20 protein-coding genes and 1 tRNA gene are annotated in these 21,169 nt (G+C 61.5%); 13 read left to right on the forward strand and 8 right to left on the reverse strand.

What is annotated here, in order from left to right:
- Window positions 1–28 precede the first annotated feature (28 nt).
- A complete protein-coding gene (locus ACTHN9_RS05110) occupies window positions 29–2,014 on the reverse strand; it encodes a DNA topoisomerase IV subunit B (RefSeq protein ID WP_440535664.1) in 1,986 nt (661 codons plus the stop codon).
- Between the two features lie 320 nt (window positions 2,015–2,334).
- Entirely contained in the window at window positions 2,335–4,275 is a 1,941-nt protein-coding gene (locus ACTHN9_RS05115) for an ATP-binding cassette domain-containing protein (protein ID WP_440535665.1), read from the reverse strand.
- A gap of 217 nt (window positions 4,276–4,492) precedes the next feature.
- Between ACTHN9_RS05115 and ACTHN9_RS05120 the strand changes: the two genes are divergently transcribed.
- Together ACTHN9_RS05120 and ACTHN9_RS05125 are read left to right on the forward strand one after the other, a co-directional pair.
- A complete protein-coding gene (locus ACTHN9_RS05120; RefSeq protein WP_440535666.1) occupies window positions 4,493–4,675 on the forward strand; it encodes a rubredoxin in 183 nt (60 codons plus the stop codon).
- 115 nt (window positions 4,676–4,790) lie between these two features.
- Window positions 4,791–4,865 (forward strand) — tRNA-Arg (locus ACTHN9_RS05125).
- A gap of 149 nt (window positions 4,866–5,014) precedes the next feature.
- On the opposite strand, the gene ACTHN9_RS05130 is transcribed toward ACTHN9_RS05125, so the two are convergent.
- From ACTHN9_RS05130 to ACTHN9_RS05140, 3 genes are all read right to left on the reverse strand, one after another.
- On the reverse strand, window positions 5,015–5,470 hold the full coding sequence (locus tag ACTHN9_RS05130) for a hypothetical protein (RefSeq protein WP_440535667.1): 456 nt from the start codon (window positions 5,468–5,470) through the stop codon (window positions 5,015–5,017).
- Window positions 5,452–6,738: a DUF6402 family protein gene (locus tag ACTHN9_RS05135; protein WP_440535668.1), complete on the reverse strand. Its 1,287-nt coding sequence runs from the start codon at window positions 6,736–6,738 to the stop codon at window positions 5,452–5,454. The genes ACTHN9_RS05130 and ACTHN9_RS05135 overlap by 19 nt, the downstream gene beginning before the upstream one ends.
- 675 nt (window positions 6,739–7,413) lie before the next feature.
- A complete protein-coding gene (locus ACTHN9_RS05140; RefSeq protein WP_440535669.1) occupies window positions 7,414–9,528 on the reverse strand; it encodes a hypothetical protein in 2,115 nt (704 codons plus the stop codon).
- 424 nt (window positions 9,529–9,952) lie between these two features.
- Here ACTHN9_RS05140 and ACTHN9_RS05145 point away from each other — a divergent pair, with 424 nt between their 5' ends.
- Window positions 9,953–11,044: a helix-turn-helix transcriptional regulator gene (locus ACTHN9_RS05145; protein ID WP_440535670.1), complete on the forward strand. Its 1,092-nt coding sequence runs from the start codon at window positions 9,953–9,955 to the stop codon at window positions 11,042–11,044.
- Window positions 11,045–11,181: 137 nt separating this feature from the next.
- Window positions 11,182–12,018: a serine aminopeptidase domain-containing protein gene (locus ACTHN9_RS05150; RefSeq protein ID WP_440535671.1), complete on the forward strand. Its 837-nt coding sequence runs from the start codon at window positions 11,182–11,184 to the stop codon at window positions 12,016–12,018.
- Between the two features lie 211 nt (window positions 12,019–12,229).
- On the opposite strand, the gene ACTHN9_RS05155 is transcribed toward ACTHN9_RS05150, so the two are convergent.
- Entirely contained in the window at window positions 12,230–12,514 is a 285-nt protein-coding gene (locus tag ACTHN9_RS05155) for a HigA family addiction module antitoxin (RefSeq protein ID WP_440535672.1), read from the reverse strand.
- 195 nt (window positions 12,515–12,709) lie between these two features.
- On the opposite strand from ACTHN9_RS05155, the gene ACTHN9_RS05160 reads away from it, so the two are divergent.
- Window positions 12,710–13,090, forward strand: coding sequence for a DUF5594 family protein (locus ACTHN9_RS05160; protein ID WP_440535673.1), 381 nt, complete (start codon window positions 12,710–12,712; stop codon window positions 13,088–13,090).
- A 91-nt stretch (window positions 13,091–13,181) separates the two neighbouring features.
- Here the strand turns inward: ACTHN9_RS05160 and ACTHN9_RS05165 are convergent, their stop codons facing one another.
- The gene (locus ACTHN9_RS05165; RefSeq protein WP_440535674.1) at window positions 13,182–13,340 is read right to left on the reverse strand and encodes a hypothetical protein; all 159 of its coding nucleotides are present in this window, start codon (window positions 13,338–13,340) and stop codon (window positions 13,182–13,184) included.
- Window positions 13,341–13,474: 134 nt separating this feature from the next.
- On the opposite strand from ACTHN9_RS05165, the gene ACTHN9_RS05170 reads away from it, so the two are divergent.
- From ACTHN9_RS05170 to ACTHN9_RS05205, 8 genes are all read left to right on the forward strand, one after another.
- A complete protein-coding gene (locus ACTHN9_RS05170) occupies window positions 13,475–14,392 on the forward strand; it encodes an NAD(P)-dependent oxidoreductase (RefSeq protein ID WP_440535675.1) in 918 nt (305 codons plus the stop codon).
- A gap of 156 nt (window positions 14,393–14,548) precedes the next feature.
- A complete protein-coding gene (locus ACTHN9_RS05175) occupies window positions 14,549–15,058 on the forward strand; it encodes a YbhB/YbcL family Raf kinase inhibitor-like protein (RefSeq protein WP_440535676.1) in 510 nt (169 codons plus the stop codon).
- A gap of 150 nt (window positions 15,059–15,208) precedes the next feature.
- Window positions 15,209–16,585: an MFS transporter gene (locus ACTHN9_RS05180; RefSeq protein WP_440535677.1), complete on the forward strand. Its 1,377-nt coding sequence runs from the start codon at window positions 15,209–15,211 to the stop codon at window positions 16,583–16,585.
- Window positions 16,586–17,057: 472 nt separating this feature from the next.
- Window positions 17,058–17,648, forward strand: a complete 591-nt coding sequence (locus tag ACTHN9_RS05185) for a TerD family protein (RefSeq protein WP_440535678.1) — start codon at window positions 17,058–17,060, stop codon at window positions 17,646–17,648.
- 124 nt (window positions 17,649–17,772) lie between these two features.
- Window positions 17,773–18,228, forward strand: coding sequence for a tellurite resistance TerB family protein (locus ACTHN9_RS05190; protein WP_440535679.1), 456 nt, complete (start codon window positions 17,773–17,775; stop codon window positions 18,226–18,228).
- An 11-nt stretch (window positions 18,229–18,239) separates the two neighbouring features.
- Window positions 18,240–19,271 carry a TerC/Alx family metal homeostasis membrane protein gene (locus ACTHN9_RS05195; RefSeq protein WP_440535680.1) on the forward strand — a complete coding sequence of 344 codons (1,032 nt, stop codon included), beginning with the start codon at window positions 18,240–18,242 and terminating at the stop codon, window positions 19,269–19,271.
- A 28-nt stretch (window positions 19,272–19,299) separates the two neighbouring features.
- Entirely contained in the window at window positions 19,300–19,878 is a 579-nt protein-coding gene (locus ACTHN9_RS05200; protein ID WP_440535681.1) for a TerD family protein, read from the forward strand.
- Between the two features lie 160 nt (window positions 19,879–20,038).
- The gene (locus tag ACTHN9_RS05205) at window positions 20,039–20,629 is read left to right on the forward strand and encodes a hypothetical protein (RefSeq protein ID WP_440535682.1); all 591 of its coding nucleotides are present in this window, start codon (window positions 20,039–20,041) and stop codon (window positions 20,627–20,629) included.
- A gap of 150 nt (window positions 20,630–20,779) precedes the next feature.
- Here the strand turns inward: ACTHN9_RS05205 and ACTHN9_RS05210 are convergent, their stop codons facing one another.
- On the reverse strand, window positions 20,780–21,160 hold the full coding sequence (locus tag ACTHN9_RS05210) for a BON domain-containing protein (RefSeq protein WP_440535683.1): 381 nt from the start codon (window positions 21,158–21,160) through the stop codon (window positions 20,780–20,782).
- Window positions 21,161–21,169 lie beyond the last annotated feature (9 nt).

Below are 21,169 nucleotides of genomic sequence, written 5' to 3' on the forward strand. Positions count from 1 at the left end.
ACTCAGGGCACTCGCCAATACGCGGGCCTCAGATATCGGCTTCGACTTCGTTGCCTTTCTCTTCTAGCCAGCTGCGGCGCGCCGCGGCTTCGCCCTTGCCCATCAGCATCGTCATGCGCGAGACGGTGCCTTCGTATTCGAGTTCGCCGAGCGCGACGGGCATAAGGCGCCGCGTATCGGGGTTCATCGTCGTATCCCACAGTTGCTCGGCGCTCATTTCGCCGAGCCCTTTGAACCGGCTGATCGACCATTGCGTTTCGCGCACGCCGTCTTTGCGCAGCTTGTCCAGTATCGCTTCGAGTTCGCCTTCGTCGAGCGCATAGAGCTTTTGCGCGGGCTTCTTGCCGCGCGCGGGCGCGTCCACGCGAAACAGCGGCGGCCGCGCGACGTGAACGTGCCCGCGTTCGATCAGTTGCGGGAAATGCTTGAAGAACAGCGTGAGCAACAGCACCTGGATATGCGCGCCGTCCACGTCCGCATCCGACAAGATGCAAATCTTGCCGTAGCGCAGATTCGACAAGTCGACGGTGTCGTCGGGGTTGTGCGGATCGACGCCGATGGCCACCGAGATGTCGTGCACCTCGTTGTTCGCAAACAGGCGGTCGCGCTCGGTTTCCCACGTGTTGAGCACCTTGCCGCGCAGCGGCAGGATCGCCTGGAATTCCTTGTCGCGGCCCATCTTGGCCGAGCCGCCCGCCGAATCGCCCTCGACGAGGAACAGTTCGTTGCGCGAGATATCGGTGGATTCGCAGTCGGTCAGCTTGCCCGGCAGCACGGCCACGCCCGAACTCTTGCGCTTTTCCACCTTCTGACCGGCGCGCGTACGCGCTTGTGCCTGCTTGATGACCAGCTCGGCGAGCTTCTTGCCGTGCTCGACATGCTGATTGAGCCAAAGCTCGAGTGCAGGGCGCGCGAACGAGGACACGAGCTTGACCGCATCGCGGCTGTTCAAGCGCTCCTTGATCTGTCCTTGGAATTGCGGATCGAGCACCTTCGCCGATAGCACGAACGACACGCGCGCGAAGACGTCTTCGGCCAACAGCTTCACGCCCTTCGGTTGCAGGTTGTGCAGCTCGACGAAACTCTTGACCGCTTGAAACAGCCCGTCGCGCAAGCCGGATTCGTGCGTGCCGCCTGCCGGCGTGGGGATGAGGTTCACGTACGACTCGCGCTGTAGCGGGCCCTCTTCGCTCCATGCCACGACCCAAGCGGCACCTTCGCCTTCCGCGAACGCATCTTCGTTCGACCGCGAGTTATCGGCATAGCGCTCGCCCTCGAACAGCGGAATCAACAGCTCGCTGCCGGCCATGCCTTCGAGCAAATAGCCGCGCAGGCCGTCATCGTATTTCCAGCTTTGGCGCTCGCCCGTTTTTTCGTTGACGAGCACCACTTCGACACCCGGCAGCAAGACCGCCTTGGAGCGCAGCAGGCGCTGCAGTTCGCCGAGCGGCAGGTTCGCCGAATCGAAGTACTTCGGATCGGGCAGCGCCGTGACGCGCGTGCCCGAGCGCTTTTCGCCGCGTTCGATGGGGCGCACGGTCAACGCGCGCACGACCTCGCCGTGCGCGAAGCCGACTTGGGCCACCTTGCCCTCGCGCCACACCGTGACGTCCAGCCGCGACGACAAAGCGTTCGTGACCGAGACGCCCACGCCGTGCAGGCCGCCCGAGAACGTGTAGGCACCGCCGGCCGCCTTGTCGAACTTGCCGCCCGCGTGCAGACGCGTGAAGACGATTTCGACCACCGGCACGCCTTCGTCGGGATGCAGCCCGAAGGGGATGCCGCGCCCGTCGTCGTCGACGGAAACGGACTGATCGGCATGGAGCGTGACTGTGATTTGACGGCCGTGGCCGCCTAGCGCCTCGTCGGACGCGTTGTCGATCACTTCTTGAATGATGTGCAGCGGATTCTCGGTGCGCGTGTACATGCCCGGCCGCTGCTTGACCGGCTCGAGCCCTTTGAGCACCTTGATCGACGCCTCGCTGTATGCGGCGCTTGGCTTTTTCGTGGACATGGTCTCGTGTAGGTCGTTGTCCACAGCGCGTGTGGATATCCGCGTGGACAAAGCGTTGAAAGTTCAAAAAAAGCGAATGGAAACAACGGGAGCAGCCGGCGTGCTCGCAAAGCGAGCGCGGCCGGCGGCGCCGGATGCCCGTCCGCCATAGTCGCGGCGTATTTTACTGGTTTCGTTTCGCGCGGCAATTCGTCAGGATGGCCATTGGCCGAACGGACCGCCATAACCAGGCAGTGGACGCCGGGCGGGCGGCTTGCCGTCCGCCTTTCCGGGAGAGACGGCGCATGCGCAGCGACGCGCGACCGGCACCGCCGGCCGCCCTATTTGCGCTTGGCTTCGAGCGCCTCCCAGCGCTCCAGCGCGGCGAGCAGTTCGTCGTCGATCGCGGCATAGCGTTCGGTCAGCCGCGCGCCTTCCTTCGCGTCGCGCGCAAAGATCGAACCGTCCTCCAATTGGGCCCCGATCGCCTTTTGCTCCGCCTCGAGCGCGGCGATCGTCTCGGGCAGCGCCTCCAGCTCGCGTTGTTCCTTGAACGAAAGCTTGACCGTGCGCTGCGCGTTGCGGCCCGCCGCGCTCTCCTTGGGCGCCGCCTCGGACGGCGCAGCCTTGTTGGGGGCGTTCTTGGCGGCAACCTCGAGCGCGAGCCGCTGCGCACGCTCGCTTTGCGTTTGCCAGTCGGTAAAGCCCCCCACATACTCGCGCCACTGGCCCGCCCCTTCCGACGCGATCACCGACGTCACGACGTTATCGAGAAAGGCGCGATCGTGGCTGACGAGCAATACCGTGCCGTCATAATCGGCCAGCAGCTCCTCGAGCAGTTCCAACGTGGGGATATCGAGATCGTTCGTCGGCTCGTCGAGCACGAGCACGTTCGCGGGCCGCGCGAACAGCCGCGCCAACAAGAGCCGATTGCGCTCGCCGCCCGAAAGCGACTTCACGGGAGCGCGCGCCCGCTCGGGCGCGAACAAGAAATCGCCGAGATAGCTCATGACATGCTTGCGCGTGCCGTTCACTTCGATCCAGTCGCTACCTGGGCTGATCGTATCGGCCAGGCTCTTCTCCTGATCGAGCTGAGCGCGCATCTGATCGAAGTAGGCCACCTGCAAGTTGGTGCCGACGCGTACCGTGCCTTCGTCGGGCGCGATCTCGCCGAGAATGAGCTTGAGCAGCGTGGTTTTCCCGGCGCCGTTCGGACCGATGAACCCGATTTTGTCGCCGCGCATGACCGTCGTGGAGAACCGATCGACGACCGTGCGCTCGCCGTAGCGTTTGATGACGTCGGTGAGTTCGGCGACGATCTTGCCCGAGCGCTCGCCCTGCCCCACGTCGAGCTTCACGTTGCCTTGCACGTTACGGCGTTCGGCGCGCTGCTGCCGCATTTCGACGAGCCGCCCGATGCGCCCCACGCTGCGTGTGCGGCGGGCCTCGACGCCTTTGCGGATCCATACTTCCTCTTGCGCCAGCAGCTTGTCGAACTTCTCGTTCTCGACGCGCTCGATTTCGAGCTGTTGCGCCTTACGCGTCTGATAAGCGGAAAAATTCCCCGGGTATGACAACAGCCTGCCGCGATCCAGTTCCACGATCCGGGTGGCGACGCGATCGAGAAAGGCGCGATCGTGCGTGATGAACAGCAAGCCGGCGCGCGAGCCGACGAGCAGTTCCTCGAGCCAGCGGATGCCGTCGAAATCGAGGTGGTTGGTGGGTTCGTCCAGCAGGAGAACGTCGGGATCGACGACGAGCGCCTGGGCGAGCGCCACCCGTTTTTGCATTCCGCCCGAGAGCGCGCCGACGCGCGCATCGCCGTCCAGGTTCAATTGCGCGATGGTCGTGGCGACACGCGTGCGCCAGTTCCACGCGTTAGCCGCGTCGAGCGCCGATTGGAGCGTGTTCATGCGCGCGAGCAGCGCGTCGTGCTCGCCGCCCTCGGGCGTGGCCGCGAGCGCATGGGCGACGGCGTCGTATTCGTCGAGCGAGGCGCGCACCTGTGCGAGGCCCGCCGCGACGGTATCGAAGACGCAAGCTTGCGCATCGAATTCGGGCTCTTGCGGCACGTACACGGTGGACAGATCCTGCTGGCGCGTGACGAGCCCGTCGTCGGGCTGCATGAGGCCGGCGACGATCTTGAGCAGCGACGATTTGCCCGCGCCGTTGCGCCCGATGAGCCCAACGCGTTCGCCGGCCTCGAGCGAGAAATCGGCGTGATCGAGCAGTGCGACGTGGCCGAACGCGAGCTGGGCGTCGACGATGGAATAAAGCGACATGAAGGGAGCGCGCCTGCAAAAAATCGAAACGTCCATTGTACCGGCCGCGACGCAGGAGCCGGCACACGCTAGCCGTTCGGTAAAATCGCGCGCTTGGCGGCCTCATCCGATGGCGATCGCCAAGGCATGCGACAATTCGCCTCGCCTTCAGGCCCCGCGACGTAGCGGCGAGACGCTAAGGTAGCGATTTTTTGAAGATGAATTGGGGTAGGACGCTGTGAGCGACGTGATCGAATATAAGAGCTGGGTTTGCCTGATCTGCGGCTGGGTGTACAACGAAGAGGAAGGGCTGCCCGATGAAGGCCTCGCGCCGGGTACGCGTTTCGCCGACATTCCCGACGACTGGCGCTGCCCGCTGTGCGATGTGGGCAAGGGCGAGTTCGCCGTGGTCGAATTCTGAGCGGATTCGACAGGGCCGCGCGGGCCGCGGTTAGGCGAATCGCATTGCCGGGCGCGGCCTTTGATATACTCTGCGCGCGCTGGCGCATCCGGGCTCACCGCCCGGCCCGCTCATCCTCCCCGTAGTTCAATGGATAGAACAAGTGCCTCCTAAGCGCTAGATACAGGTTCGATTCCTGTCGGGGGGACCACCGCACATTTCGGCGCAAAGCAACCGCAAGGCTACACGGGTGCGTTTTTGCCCGCCTCGCCGTACGCGCATACTCGGCTAGCCCCACGGACACGCCGACTCAGCCGATCGCCGCGCAGAACATCTTTCACGGCGGCAGCTAGCGGAGGGCTAGTTCAGCAACGGCAGTCGAGCCCGGACCCAATCCCACCAAGTGGGCGGCATGCTGATGCGATGCTCGTAATTGTCCTGTTGAGACGCGTCGTAGTAGATCAAATAGTCCGGCCCATACTGTAGCTTACTCGGCCAATTCGTCATCATCCAATCGACATAGAATTTTCGTTGCGCCAGCAACTCGCCGCTTTCGGAAAAAATCTGCAATCTTATTTTGTCATTCATTCGACTTTCATCGCCACCCGTTCCGCAAAGAACTATATTGAACCCCCGTCCATCGAAATTCCTGATGCCACCGTTTAAGTCCTTTGTATCTTGCTCGCACTCGTAAAATTTGTCAGGAAATTTCCTATCAAGCACAAATACCACACCATACAACACTAAAGCGGCAATCATAAACCGCGAAACAACTTTCCGCGCCACCTTGGCCCATTTCATTTCGCCGGCTTGCATACTTCCTCCAAAGTGAACTGAATCGGCTTCGGAAGCTGCACCTTTCTTCGATCGGAATAGATCAGAAAATCACCTCCACGATTATATTTTTCTCGCCACACATTGTAATCACTATTGTAAACGGGATAATAGACATCTTGCTTTCTGAGGCTGCGTTTAAAGAGTCCATTTATAACGTCCACCGGCTTCTTGAAGCCGTTGTCGTAGAGAAGCGGTAGGGGCGGTGTATCGGGATGCTTTCCCCATTGAAGGTTTCCACCTTTTTCACCACTACCATTTACAAGATCCGCAACGACAGCAGACGGCACCATGATGACGCCGTATCGATTCCAATGACCGAGATATTGCGACGCCGTCCCGCCCGGCTTGTCAGCAAAAGAATAGCTGTCGCGCGCATATACGTATATATGCGTCACCTCGACTCGCGACTTACAACAATATTCCGGCGTCGGCCCGGCATATTTGTAATATTTCTCCGAATACACTTTCGCGTTCGCGAGCGCAGCCAAATAAAAGAAATTCCCTAACGAGGCCGTCAAGTCTGTCAACCCGCCATTCTTGTCGATCGTCTCCAGATTCGTGACCTTTTCCAATTGAAATTGATATTCCTTATGAAAGTCCTGAATCTTGCCCCCGGATAATTTCCACGCATCTATATCACCGGTAAAGGCAATGCCATCATCGACAAACTGCCGCTCAACTACCCGACGCGCAATTCTTCTCAATGCATTTGTCGCATTAGTGCTGTATATAGATTTGTTAAGCAAAGTCCTGAGCTTTGCCTCCGCACCACCATACTTTAGCGTGAATTCCAACGTCACCGTCGCGGTATCGACCATATCGCCGGGGTACGATTCCGTCTTCTTGGCTGGAAGAATATATTTACGTCCGTTAAACCACCGCCGAGCCAACTTGGCGGCGACATGAAAACCCATCTTCTCCATCGCATCGGGAATGTCGAGCATATCGAACGGCGGCGGCGTGCCGCAGTCGTCGTCCTCGTCACCCTCGTTGTTTACCGGCGCGGCGGGCTTCGGCGGATCCGGAAGTTGCTTTTCGGTCGTCTTCTCAGCCTTGTTGACGGCCTCCGGGTCCTCGGCCTTGGGTGGCGGCGGGGGCTGCGTCCATCCTTTGGGCGCCTTGTCCATCAGAACATGCGCCTGCGGATTATTCAGCGGTTTGCAGACGTCCTTTTTCCACTTCGTCTCGTTCGAAAAAAAACCGACCTTTTCCGGTTTGAAGTACGGAATTCTATTTGGCGTTGTCATTGGAATTATTTCTACTACCTTCGGTATCTCGGCGAATATAGCACGCCCTCCGGCCCCAGTTTAAAGCGCTGCCAGAGGCAATTGCCTAGCTAGATAAATGAAAATGAGCCCGCACAACGGCGCACGAGGCAAAAGCACGGCGGGCTCACAGCAGCTTAACCAGCGAAGGGGCTCGTGTCCGCGAGCCGCCCAATTATCGGACGAACTCACGATCTGCCAGGGGTGTGCTCGACCTCGCCAACACCGTTGCCCTACACGAAAATCCGGCAACACTGACAGATGTGCCCCGTCGTGCCTCTTGGACTTGGATCCGTCGGACTAGACTTTCGAAATCCGCCGCGAGGAGGAAGGGGCATGAGATGGATACGCAATCGAGCGGCGCGGTCGCGCGCTCACGGCAGAGGGTGTCTCGGCACTTGTAGACGCGATAGAGGCACGCGCAATGGATCGCATTCAAAATCCTGTCGGGGGCACCACGTTAGGTTTACGCCAGACACCACGAAACTCGCAAAGCCCCCGCCAGATAAGGGTCCCAGGCCGCCCGGCGTTGGTCGGGGCTTCCTCCGCAGTCAACGCGACACCACGCAGCGCCCCAACTCCCCCCAAGCAGGCGCTCGAAGCCGCTGCTGGGCTTCGAGCGACCAACGATCCGCATCGGTTCGTTAGCTATCGCGGTCAGTTGTACGTGAAGACGTCGCTCTTATTGCTGTTGTCCAGCATTTGATAGTTGAAGAGGACGGCGCGTACCTGGCTACCCGTCACGGCCGGCATCGTGGTGTTGGGCAGAGCCAACGATGTCGCGCCCTTGGGGATCGGCGTCGGATTGCCGTACGTCCCGACCGTATCGATCGTGACAGCCGCCGATTTGTACAGTTGGGCCGCCGGATTCGATACCCAATCCAACGTGATCGAACTTTGCGCGGCCGCCAAGCTCGCGCCGGCGAACAGCGATTGAGTTTGGTTGCCGATCAAGTTCCACGGGAGATTAACGGCCTGCGTTGCCTGCACTTCGTCGGAAAGCGCTCTCTTTTCGACGGCGAGGCTGGAGCTGACAGCACCGCTCGAATTGACGTAAAAAAGCGTGACCGTATAGGCGCTTCCCGCCGTCACTTGGGCGGCGTTGGAACCATCGCCAGGCTGTGCCCAGTTGGTGTTCGTGCCGCTTGGCCCACCGTAGTTGCTATTGGTTTTTGGCGTGGGCGTCGCGATGGTCGCAGTGGCCGCGCTGCCGCTAAGTCCAGACGTTTTGTAGAACCAGAAGTTGGGGCAGTTGGCCGTCAGATTGGTGGGATTGATCGATGGCGTCGGCGTACCGTTGCCGCAACGCAAAGCGTCCGTCGAGGTACTCGAAGCCAGGGCCGACGTAATGGATGCGACGTATCCGCCGGTATTGCTGATATCCATGTACGTTTGGCCCGGCGCCAAGTTCGAGGAAGGGGCGATATAAACGATGCCGTTGCTCGGCAAACCCGGTCCGGTCACGACGGCATAGCCTAGCTTGTTGCCGCTGGCGTCGATGCTGTTGGGTCCCGTAACGTCGATGGCGAACTGGATGCCGCTCTGATAGCCGCTTTGCTTGGTCGCGCCTGTGTTGCCGGGATTGAGCTGCTGTACGCGACGGATCATCGGCTTTACGTCGACATCGACAAGTTGCTGATTGCCCGTGTGCACCCAATTCCCGGAGACGAAGCGCATAACCGAGAAAATGTTGCCCGGATAGCCGTCGCTGCTGACGTATTTGATATTGATCACCGCGCGGTCGGGATTATTGGCGTCGGCGGGATAGAAAGCGGCGACTTCCGGCACGGGGAACTTCACGCCCGTCATTGCGCTATCGATCAGCAGGCCGAAGAATTTCTCGCCCGCGGTATAGCCGTTGTGCTTGTAACTGGCATCGAAAAGCCCGCTGCACGCGCCGGCCATCGAATTCACGGTCGGAATCGAACTCACGGCCGTCGCTAACGTATCCGATCCCACCGTTCCGCGCTGCTCGGGCGGCAAAGCGAAGCACTGGGTGAATGCACCGGCAAGCTGCTGCACAGCTTGCGGCAGCGATTGCACATTGGCGGCCGGTGCCGCGAGCGTCCCACCCGTGCTGGTTGCCGATGCTAGAGGGACCGGCGCTCCGCCCAGCGTCGAGAGTTGCAACGTACCGGAACCGCTAGTCGTCACTTTCACGATATCGAGCAATTGATCCGAGGTACTGCCTTGCGTAGTCGCCGAGGCGGCCGCGATTGCCGTGGAGAATGGGTTGTAGTTCGTCAGACCAATGGCGCTGAGCACCGGTCCAAGCTGCGCAACGACGTTGCTCGTGATCGTCTGGAGCGCCGTTGCATCGACGGGTTTGCCGACGATGGATAGCGGATTGCCCCCCGTCAACTGAGTGACGATGGCCGTCGTCAAGGGGGTGGCGTTCAGTGTCAGCGGCGTACCGGCAGCAGGCGTGGTCGTCGTCACGCTGACGAGCGGTTGCGTGTTGCCGCTGGGATCGGCCACCACGACCACGAACGGGGCGGCTTCACCGGGCTTCAGCGTACAGGTATAGACGCCGAGCGCCGAGGTCGTGATGCCGGTTTCCACGCAAGGGGAATTACCGGCGGCGTCGGTCACCGAAACGTTGGCATTGGCAAGTGCGGAGCCGGTTGCGGCTGTGCCGCTGATGGTCGAGGCGCCCGCGCTGGCGGACGTCGAACCCGGGTTGTTGCTGCTGGAGCCGCAAGCCGCCAGTAGAACGGCTAGCGCTGCAGATAGGGAAGGCTTCAAATACCCCGAGCGAAAAACGCTTTTCATTTCTTCTTCTCCTGTCACGTTATGACATAAATCACGGATCGCTAACGCTTAATACGCGTTGCAGTCTGCCTTGAAAGGCTAGTGATCCCAGCAAACCTGCGCATCCCCAAAATTGGTTATGAATCGCGAGGCATGGTGGGTGGGCTTCTGCGGGGTTGGGCACATCGGCGTGTCGTCCGAAACGCATTGGGCGATCGATCGGTCGGTTGCGTGCGCTTCAGCGTCAGCGCCTTAAGGGTTTACCGGACACGATCCAAACGTTCACGTCAACTTGTGCAAGTTGCGGAAACAATCAACAATGCATGCACGGCGGAACGCATTAATTGTCGTGCACACGGAGCGTGCGAATCGCGCCGAACCGGCTGCGCTCGAAGTTCCATGAATTGAAAACAGACCACTTGCGGCACCCTGGGGACCGGCAACAATGTCACACGACCAACTCGTTTCATCGGGCCTTATCGATAGCATCTATGCTGCGGCTCTGGGAGAGGAAAGTTGGGACGTTTTTCTGCAAAAACTTAGAAATACCGCCGGAACCCGGCTCGCCAATTTAATCTCCTTCAATAATTCATCGCATATTCCGTCCATTCACACCGTTATCGGGGACGGCGGAGATTGGGTCTCGGATTGCATCGCACTCTACGATGATAGGTTCCGTTTGCATGACCCAGCTGCACCGATCGTTGCAGCTTGGCCGGAAGGCCGTTGGTACATAGACAAGGCACACCTATCGGAGCAATTTCGCTCGAAGAATGTTTTTTACCAAGAATTCATGCGTACTTTCGAGCTTGGCAGCTTATCCGGACTATTCATTCACCGAGGGATCAGCGATAGCACCTACTTGAGCTTGATCGGGGATAAAGGAGACGGATGCCTTTCCCCCATTCATCGTCACACGATCGACGTATTGAGCCCGCACATCAGTCGCGCGCTTCAGGCACAAGCACGCCTTCGCCAATTAGAGACCAGGACCGCCATAGCCGAAGCCTCTCTTCAGTCTCTTGCTTGCCCCGTCTTTATCCTAGACGAAGCGCGGACATTGATCTATGCGAACGACGCCGCCAACCGGTTGATAGCCAACGAGCCCGCACTTGCATTTCGACATGGACGGTTTTTCCCAACGGCACAATACACCCATTCCGATTGGCAACAAGCTTGTGCGGTCGGAGGGGTACTCTTGCGGCGCGCGTCCGGCAAACCGCTTCCATTGACTATCATTCCCATTCCCGAGCGCTCCAGGCTGACGCGGCTTTGCCCTCGACGTCTGGTCGTGATGACGGCAACCGACAGCCAAGTTTCGGAAACGAAAGCCCAACGGTTGCGGGCATTCTTCGCGCTCAGTGCCGCTGAAGCCGATCTCGCGATCCTTCTATCATGTGAAGGCCTATCCCCACAGGAATGTGCGCAAATGCGCAGCGTTTCGCTCTCGACAGTGCGCTCTCAGATCAAGTCCATCTATACCAAGGTCGGTGTGACCCGAGCCGCTCAACTCGACCAGCTCGTGCTTCGCTTGTAGCAACACCTATCGACGCATCCCCAGTCTTGGGGGTGACCGCACGCATGACGGACCGTATTCTTCTCGATGAGGCTTGCGTCCGGGGATCTGCGCCGAAAAGAATGCCGCGCAAAGGGTGCCGGTGCCTCGCAAGTAGCTTGCGAGCAGGGGTGAATTTTAAAAGATGCTCACATAAGGAGCGCCATCGAATGAAGACCGCTATCCCTCTCTATCGCCGTTATTTCGCGGCAATGCTCTCAGGCGCGGCTATCGTTGCCACAGCCCAAGCCGGCGAGTTCGTCACGTTACCGAGCCGGGCCGACGCAACTCAAGGCATTTATATCGATGCGCCCAAATCGCAACCCGCGTGGGTCATCATCCTGTTGCCCGGCGGGAATGGCTCAATGCGTTTGTCGGACCAAGGCGCAACACTCCTCGCAGGCAACTTCGTCGTGCGAACGTCTTCCTATTGGACGGACAGTGGCAGCGCGGCCACGCTGTTCGACACGCCGTCCGATCACGCGGACGGCGTGAAGGACCACTTTAGACTGAGCAAGGATGCCGTGAAGGATGTCGAAACCGCGGTTTCGGAGGTCCGCAAGCGCTTCCCGAATTCGAAAGTGGCGCTACTAGCGACCAGTCGCGGCACGATTACCGCAGGCAACGTACTCAAGCGCGACCCAGCCGTGGCCGATGCTTACATTTTGACCTCGCCCGTCACGCAAGCCAACAAAGGACAGCTTGGCTTGTCCGAACTGAGCTGGCCAGATAACAAAGCCCGCGTGCTCGTAGTCTCCAACGAGCATGATGGGTGCGACGTCTCGCCATTCGATGCAGCGAAAAATCTCGCGAGCGCCAACGGCTTCGATTTCATTGCCGTCAGCAGCAATCTATCGAAGAGAAATGCCGACGAGTGTGGCGCCAATTCGCCGCACGGCTTCCTTGGCATTGAAACGAGCACGCTCGACGCTATTCGGAAATGGTTGGAAAAATAAAGCAAGCAACCGCTTGCCCTCGCCGAGCGACGACTCAATTCTTCTCGGACGTTATGGGGCTGACGCAGTTCAAAGTCGAATGCAGTCGGTGGGCATGGTAGACATCGAGCCAGTCGACGATTTCATCCATCGCAGCGCGCCGCGTGGTGCCGGGCCCACCAAGCTTGCCCTTGGATTCCTGTCGGGGGGCATTTCTCCTGGCTCGCGCCATTCACGCCGCGACTAACGGTCGCAGATCCGACAAATCCGTCCTGGCCGCTTCCTCGAGATCGTAGTCGGCCTGCAGGCCAAGCCAGAACTGAGGCGTCGTCCCCAATACGATCGCGAGACGCAGAGCCGTATCGGCCGATACGGCGCGCGCGCCATGGACAATTTCGTTGATTCTCCTGGGGGGCACCTTCATCGCACGCGCCAGCGTATTCTGACTCATCCCCAGCGGAAGCAGAAACTCCTCGTTTAGCACCTCGCCCGGATGGACGTTGGAAAGCCTCTTCATAAGCGGGTCCTCGATGGTAGTCGACGATCTGCACGTCGTATATAACGCAACACGTCATAGTCAACGCTGCCACCGAGGGCGCGGAACTGAACCGATCCCGAATAAATTCAGCCCGACAGCACGCCTTTCGCCCTTCAGGCCGTCCTACGCCTCGTGCCCCTCCGTGCTAGCATCCTTCGATCACGGAAGCGCCTCATGAACCCAACGATTGCCCATCGATTCGATGCCGAGTTCGCGCCCCGCATTGCGCAAGCAATTCGAGACGTGATCGGCCCGCACGCCACGATCCGACTCGAGCCGTACGGCGGCCCCGATCGCCCGACCACACTGAAAATCAACGCGCCGATCGCGGAACGCGTGCGTGGCGCACGGCAGCCGCTTAATGTCCACATGACGTGGGACGAATGCGAGATCGCCTCGCTGGCGGAAACGCGCGGGCAGCATCGATTCGCGCACTACCTCGAAGCGCTGCCGCGTAAGCTGCGCGCCTGGCAAGCCGCGCGCGATTTCGATCTGGCCACGCGCTCGCAGGCCGAACCCTTCATTTTGCTGGGCAACCTCGATTTGGAAGGATAACGGCAGGCTATCGTGCACCGGCTCGGCACCGCGGCACGCGGCACGCGGCCCCGGACGCCCGGAGCCGGTGCCGCCCACGCGCTTCGGGCGCCTAACGTCGATGATGCAGCCGATCCGACCAATGGTGCGCATGCACCCAATGCATCAAGTCGGTCAGCGGATGGTCCGTGCGGTAGCGTGTCGCCATCGCGAACGCCGCACACGCGAACAGGATCAGCAAAAGCATCAATCCGATCGACGAATCGAACATGGCGGGCCTCCGCAGGCATCGTCCAACAATCTCATTCTAGTCAGCACCGGCGCAATGCTGAATGTGCGCCGCCGCACGCCGCATCGCTGCGATAATTGTTGCCCCCACCCCACCGAAACGCCAAAGGAGCCGCCGTGAGCGAGCCGATTTCCTCTCCCGCCACCGCCATTCGCCGTGTCGCCTTCATCGGGCTCGGCGTGATGGGTTACCCGATGGCCGGCCATCTAGCCAAGGCCGGGTTCGACGTCGCCGTCTACAACCGAACGTCCGCGAAAGCCGAGCAATGGGTGGCCGAATACGGCGGCCGAGCCGCCCCCACCCCGCGCGAAGCGGCTAAAGGCGCGGAACTCGTGCTCGCCTGCGTCGGCAACGACGACGATCTGCGCAGCGTGACGCTCGGCGAGCAAGGCGCATTCGCCGGTATGGCGAACGGCACGCTGTTCGCCGATCACACCACCGCCTCGGCGAATGTCGCACGCGAACTCGCGCAAGTCGCCAGCGCACAGGGCATCGCGTTTATCGACGCCCCGGTCTCGGGCGGTCAGGCCGGCGCGCAAAACGGCAAGCTGACGATCATGTGCGGCAGCGACGACACGCAGGCGTTCGAGCGGGCCGCGAACGTGCTCGAGCACTATGCTGTCGCGGTTACCTGTCTCGGCCCCGTCGGCTCGGGCCAATTGACGAAAATGGTCAACCAGATTTGCATCGCGGGGCTCGTGCAGGGTCTCTCGGAGGCGGTCCATTTCGGCGAACGCGCCGGGTTGGACATGACGCGCGTGCTCGAGGTGATCGGCAAAGGCGCGGCCGCGAGCTGGCAGATGGACAATCGCGGCAAGACGATGATCGAAGACAAATTCGACTTCGGCTTCGCCGTCGATTGGATGCGCAAAGACCTCGGTTTTTGTCTCGACGAAGCCAAACGCAGCGGCACTTCGTTGCCGGTCACGGCGCTCGTCGATCAGTTCTACGGCGATGTCCAAGCGCTCGGCGGCAACCGCTTCGACACGTCGAGCTTGATTTGGCGGCTCCGCAAGCTGCACGCGCCCCGCTGAAATCGAGCCCCGGCCGCGCGGCCAAGCTCGCTCGGCCTAGCGCCGCCCACGCGCGCCAGGCCGGCCTGTCCGCGTACCGACGCGGTGATACACTCGGCACGCACGGCGGCATGGCGTGTCGCACCGCCCACCCCTTTAAGAAGAAGGAGGCTTCCGATGGCTGAGTTCAGAATCTGGTCAGACGACTTCCCGAGCAACGGCTTCATGCCTCGGGCTCAAGAGTGCAACGACAAAGCGTTCGGCGTGGACGGCGACGGCGGCAATCTCTCGCCAGCCCTGCAGTGGGAAGCGCCGCCTGAAGACACCAAGAGCTTCGCGCTGACCGTCTACGACCCCGACGCCCCGACCGGTAGCGGGTTTTGGCACTGGGTGGTGGTCAACATCCCGGCCGATACGCGGTCCCTACCGCTCGGCGCAGGCAAGGCGGACGGCAGCCTCCTGCCGGCCGGCGCCATCCAAGTGCGCAACGATTACGGCACGCAGGGCTTCGGCGGCGCCGCGCCGCCGCGCGGCGACAAGCCGCACCGCTATATCTTCCGGCTCCATGCGCTGCACGTCGAGCGTTTGCCGATCACCCCGGAAACGACGAATGCGGTCGCCCGTTTCATGACCCATCTGAACGAGATCGATTCGACCACCTATACGGGGCTTTACGAGCTGAAATAGCCTTCGGGGTAGCGCGGCCCCCGGGCATCGTCGTTGCATACGCAACGGGATTCGCCCACCGCTGCGCCTGCGCGCCCGCAAGCGCGCAGGCGGGTGGCGCGCCTAAAATGCGAGGGTTCGTCCCCATCGCGCGCTATCCGAGCTTCCCCGATGCAAGCAGAACAAGGCATTCCCCTTCCCCAGCGTTACTGGGCCATCGTTGTCATCGCGCTGGGCATCACGCTTGCCGTGCTCGACGGCGCCATCGCCAATGTCGCGTTGCCCACGATCGCACGCGACCTGCATGCGAGTGCCTCCGCGTCGATCTGGGTCGTCAACGCCTACCAGCTCTCCATCACCATTTCGCTGTTGCCGCTCGCCTCGCTCGGCGACCGCATCGGCTATCGGCGCATTTACACGGCGGGGCTTGCGCTGTTTACCGTCGCCTCGCTCGGCTGCTCGCTCGCTGGCTCGTTGACGGCGCTCGCCCTCGTGCGCGTCGTCCAGGGCTTCGGCGCCGCCGGCATCATGAGCGTCAATACCGCGCTCGTGCGCACGATCTATCCGGCTACTCGGCTCGGGCGCGGCATTGCCATCAACGCGATGGTGGTGGCGGTGTCCTCCGCCGTCGGCCCGACCGTCGCTTCGGCCGTGCTTTCGGTGGCCTCCTGGCCGTGGCTGTTCGCGATCAACGTGCCGATCGGGATCGTTGCCGTCGTCGGTGCGCTGCGGGCGCTGCCCACGAACCCCGGACACGATACGCCATACGACTACCTGAGCGCACTCATGAACGCCATCGTGTTCGGGCTGTTGATTTTCATGATCGACGGGCTCGGTCACGGCGAAGCGGCCGGCTGGCTCGCCGCGCAAGCGCTCGCGTTCATCGTGGTCGGCTACGTGTTCGTCCGCCGTCAATTGACGCGTCCGGCGCCGCTACTGCCGATCGATCTGCTCAAGATACCGATCTTCGCGCTATCGATCGCCACCTCGGTCTGTTCGTTCTGCGCGCAGATGCTGGCTTTCGTCTCGTTGCCGTTCCTATTTCAAAACGTCTTCGGTTTCGACCAAGTGCAGACCGGATTGCTGATTACGCCTTGGCCGTTCGTGATCGTGTTCGCGGCGCCGATCGCGGGCGTGCTCTCCGACCGCTATTCGGCCGGGCTGCTCGGCGGGATCGGGCTCATGGCGCTGACGGCCGGTCTTGTCTTGCTGACGACGATCGGCGCCCACCCAAGCGTCTTCGCGATTGCTTGGCGCATGGCGCTGTGCGGGGCGGGCTTCGGCATTTTCCAATCCCCCAACAATCGCCAGATGCTGTCGGCCGCGCCACGCGAGCGCAGCGGCGGCGCAAGCGGGATGCTCGGCACCGCGCGCCTCACCGGACAGACGGTGGGCGCTGCGCTCGTCGCGTTGATTTTCGGCGTCTCGCCGAAGCATGGACCGATGATCGCGCTGACCGTTGCGGCAGGCGTCGCCGGGCTTGCCTCGGTCGTCAGTTTCATGCGGTTGCGCGCGCAAGACAGCGCCCGTGAGCGCGTGAGCGCGTGAGTGCGTAAGCATTTGCTGGACGTCGGCGGGCGCAAACGCCATCCGACAAGCGTGCGAACGGATTCCCCGTTGCCTCCCCCTCGCTCGACACTAGCGCAGCGGCCGAATTTCCAGTCACGTGCGCCCGGCTACGCGTCTGAACGCGCTAGCGCCCATGAGCGCCCGCTCGCCGATCTCCACCCAGACCTCGCTCGCCATTGATCGGTCGTCCCGAGCACGCGCTCGGTTCACGCTGGAACCCACCCGCCCCGCCGCTTTGCCTACTCGCTTGCGCCGGTGTGATTCATCGCGGCGGGCCTGCCTTCCGAGCATCGCCCGCACCGTGCCCAAGACAAAACCCAACGCGGCATAACCTTTCAATTTTGATACGGTTATATTTCATCGCCGAAAGGTTTGTAAGCAGACGGCCCGTGCGAATGCTCGGGGCGGCGCCGGTCCGTACATCGAACACGAAAGGAAAAGGAGCGAAGAAGTGGCACTTACGTTAAGCAAGAATCAAAGCATCTCGTTGGAAAAAACCGCTGGCACCGGCATCGCCTGCGTCAGCCTTGGCCTCGGTTGGGATCCCGCGAAATCCGGCGGCTTCCTCTCCAAGATGCTGGGCAGCAGCGGTGCGATCGATCTCGATGCGTCCTGCATCGTGCTGGACAGCGGCTTTAGGCCGGTCGATCTCGTCTGGTTCCGTCAGTTGAGGTCGAAGGACGGTTCGATCGCGCACTCGGGCGACAACCTGACGGGCGAAGGCGACGGCGACGACGAAACCATCCATGTCGACTTGCGGCGTTTGCCCGGCACCGTTCACCACTTGATCTTCACCGTCAACAGTTTCCGAGGGCAGACCTTCGATCAGGTCGAGAACGCCTACTGCCGCATTCTCGACGAGTCGAAGCGGCAGGAGTTGGCGCGCTTCAATCTGGCGGAGAAAGGCGGCCACACCGGGGTGGTCATGGCTAGCCTCAGCCGCAATGCCGGCGGATGGGAATTCAAAGCGATCGGTCAGTCCACGAACGGGCGCACTGCGGACGATCTCGTCAACTTCGCTATTCAAGCCGTGCACGCGTGAGCGCGCCGCTACCGAACGCGATTGCTCCGCTGTCCGCCCTCGCGTGACGCGCGGGCATCGAGCAAAGCCCGCTTCACCCCATGACCAATAGGCCAGCTTGGCCCCGTTTGCCACGAGAAAACACATGATCGGATGGCTGAGAACCAACGTTGCAAAAGCCCGCGAAACGCTGACTGCAGAAGTGGCCAAATTCAAGAACCGGACCTTCATGGAGTCGGTAGCCAACGCTTGCGCATTGATTTCCGCGGCCGACGGAGAAGTTCGCTCCGAAGAAAAGATGAAGATGGTCGGCTTCATCAACGCATCGCCCGAGTTGAAGGTCTTCGACCTGAACGATGTCATTAAGGTATTCAGCGACGCCTGCGGCAAGTTCGAATTCGATTTCCAAATCGGTCAAGCCGAGGCGCTAAAAGCCATCGGCAAGGTCAAAGGCAAACATAGCGAAGCGCGTTTGCTGGTTCGCGTGGCCTGCGCCATCGGCGCGTCCGACGGCCACTTCGACGAGAAAGAAAAATCGGCCTGCCGTTTGATCTGCCTGGAACTCGGCCTGAATCCGGCCGATTTCGAACTCGAACGATAGGGCGCAGGGACGTGGAAACAACTCACATCGGCTTCCCTGCGCTGACCATCGCCGTATTCGTCGGCCTGGCCCTCGCAGCCTTGCTGCTCGATATCCTCACCCACCGCGACGACAAGCCGATCACGTTAGCGCGCGCTTGCCTCTGGTCCGTGTTCTGGGTAGCGATCTCGCTTGCATTCGCCGCGTTCCTCTACGTGCAGCACGGGGCGCAAGCGGCCAGCTTGTTCATCACGGGTTACGCCTTGGAAAAGGTTCTCTCCATCGACAACCTTTTCGTCTTCATGGCCATCTTCGCCTGGTTCAAGGTGCCCGACGGCTTGCGCCATCGCGTCCTGTACTGGGGCATCGTCGGAGCCATCGTATGCCGGGCTGCCTTCGTCGCCATCGGCACCGGCTTGTTGTCGTTCGGTCCCTTCGTCGAACTCGCGTTCGCCGCGATCGTGATGTGGACGGCCGTGATGATGCTCAAAGGCGGCGATCGCGACAACGCCGATGAAGACTACTCCCAGCATCTCGCCTACCGTTTCGCGAAACGGCTGTTTCCGGTGTGGCCCGAACTCTATGGGCGGCGTTTCTTCGTGAGCCGCAAGACACTCGCGATGCAAGCGCAAAAGTTCACGCCGGGCATAGGCCGCGGGGCCAGGCGCGGCATGCTTGCCACTCCGCTGTTCCTGTGCCTGGTGGTCGTCGAGGTGTCCGACATCCTCTTCGCTTTCGACTCGGTTCCCGCGGTCATCGCGGTCAGCCGCGAGCCGCTGATCGTCTACTCGGCAATGCTGTTCGCCATCCTCGGCCTTCGTACGCTGTATTTCGTCTTGGAAGCGCTCAAGCGCTACCTGGTGCACCTCGAAAAAGCCGTGGTCGTCCTGCTGCTATTCATTGCCGCAAAACTGGCCCTGAATGCAACCGACGAACTCTTCCGCCATGGCATCAACATCGATCCGAACACAAGCCTGCTGATCGTTCTGGCAGTCCTGTCGATCGGTACCCTAGCCAGCGTCGCTTTCCCGAAAAAGGAAGTCGCGCAAGCCAACCATCCGTAATCCATCCCAATTGCAAGGAGCTATTTCAATGGCGCTGACACTTCAAAAAGGCGGCAACCTATCCCTCACCAAAACCGATCCGAGCCTGACCAAAATCATGGTCGGCCTCGGCTGGGACCCCAGAGCCACCGACGGCACCGAATTCGATCTCGATGCGAGCGCCTTCCTGCTAGCGGCCAACGGCAAAGTGCGCGGCGATGCCGATTTCATCTTCTATAACCAGTTGACGAGTCGAGACGGTTCGATCCAGCACACCGGCGACAACCGCACCGGCGTCGGCGAGGGCGATGACGAGGCGATCAAGGTCGATCTGAGCCAGGTCCCGGCCGACATCGATAAGGTCGCTTTCGTTGTCACGATCCATGAGGCCGAAGCACGCAAGCAGAACTTCGGCCAAGTCGCCAACTCGTTCATTCGTGTCGTGAACGAAGTCTCCGGTGCGGAAGTCGTGCGCTACGAACTCGCCGAAGACGCCTCCACCGAAACGGCCATGGTCTTCGCGGAGCTGTATCGTAGCGATGGCGAATGGAAATTCCGCGCGGTCGGTCAAGGCTACGCCGGCGGCTTGAAACCGCTAGCCGAAGGCTACGGCGTCAGCGTCGGCTAGTTCGACGCGCGGTGCGCGGACAAACCCGCGCCCGATCGCACTTGCCTCGAGAAACAGTGTCCAATGCAATGGCCCGCGGCGCGTGTCCCGGCCGTCCGCGCCCGGTTCGTTCGCATTCCTCGTACGGCTTTGCAACGCGCAACGCCGTGAAGGAGCCGCCATGTCACTCATCGTTGCTGGACGCTTCACTACCTTCGCCGCCGCGCAATCCGCTGCGCGCCAGTTATTCGCGCAGGGATTCCTCGAAGAGGACGTCAGTCTGTTCTTCGTCAATCCGCGGGGGCAACACGCCCATCCTGCCGCCGATAGCCTACATATCGTTCCGCACGCATTGCGGCCGACGCCGCACCCAGGGCGCGGCGCCATTGTCGGCGCGGTCGCGGGTGCCGTCATCGGCGTGGCGATCTGCGCGCCGCTCACGGCATCATTCCTCGCCACCGTGACCGCCGCCGGCGTCGGGGCGTATGTCGGCGCGATGCTCGGGGGCTTTATCCAAGCGCGCCTAAACGCCACGCCGCGTATCTCGGAACTCGCCCGCCACGGCGTCCATCACGAGATGCGCGACTCGGGGGTGCTCGTGGCCGTGCACGTCTCGCCGGAAAACCAGGCGAAGGCTGCACAGGCGCTGGAAGACGCCGGCTCGCTTTCCATCGAGCGAGCGGTCGGACGTTGGCAGCAAGGCCGATGGGCCGACTTCGATCCAACCGCGGCGCCGGTACCCGTCAGCGACTTCACGCACCGTCCCGCGTAGCCGGCTCGGCTGCGCAAGGCGCAGCGCTGGGAATGGAAAGTAGCGTGCCGCGGCGACGAAGCCGTCTCCACCGCGGCGCAGACGATCAACGCCGCCTCGCGCGGGCGTTCGATCATCCGCCCATTCGCCCGCGCCGCGCCGCCTACGGCCTCACTCGGCGCCCCTCACCTTCAGGCGGTTCTTCACCTCGTGCACGCCGCTGACGCCAGCGGCAACTTGCTCGGCGCGCGTCTTCTCGTCGCTGGTCGGCACGCTGCCCGTCAGCCATACGACGCCACGCCGCGTCTTGACGTGAATATGCGTGGACTTGACGTCCTTGGCGGTCACGAGCGCGGCCTTCACTTTCGTCGTCACCGTACCGTCGCTGATGTGTTGGCCGACCGATTCCGAGGTCGCCGATGGCGCGGACGCGCCCGCGGTGGCCGATGTGTCGGATGCGCCGGGCGACGCCGACGTCTGAGCGGTCACGCTGGCGGCAAGCGTCAGGGAGGCGACGACGGCGGCGATTTTGAGTAATGGGAGCGCTTTCACAAGTTTCTC

It is taken from the genome of Trinickia sp., from assembly GCF_051953405.1.
Lineage (GTDB): Bacteria > Pseudomonadota > Gammaproteobacteria > Burkholderiales > Burkholderiaceae > Trinickia.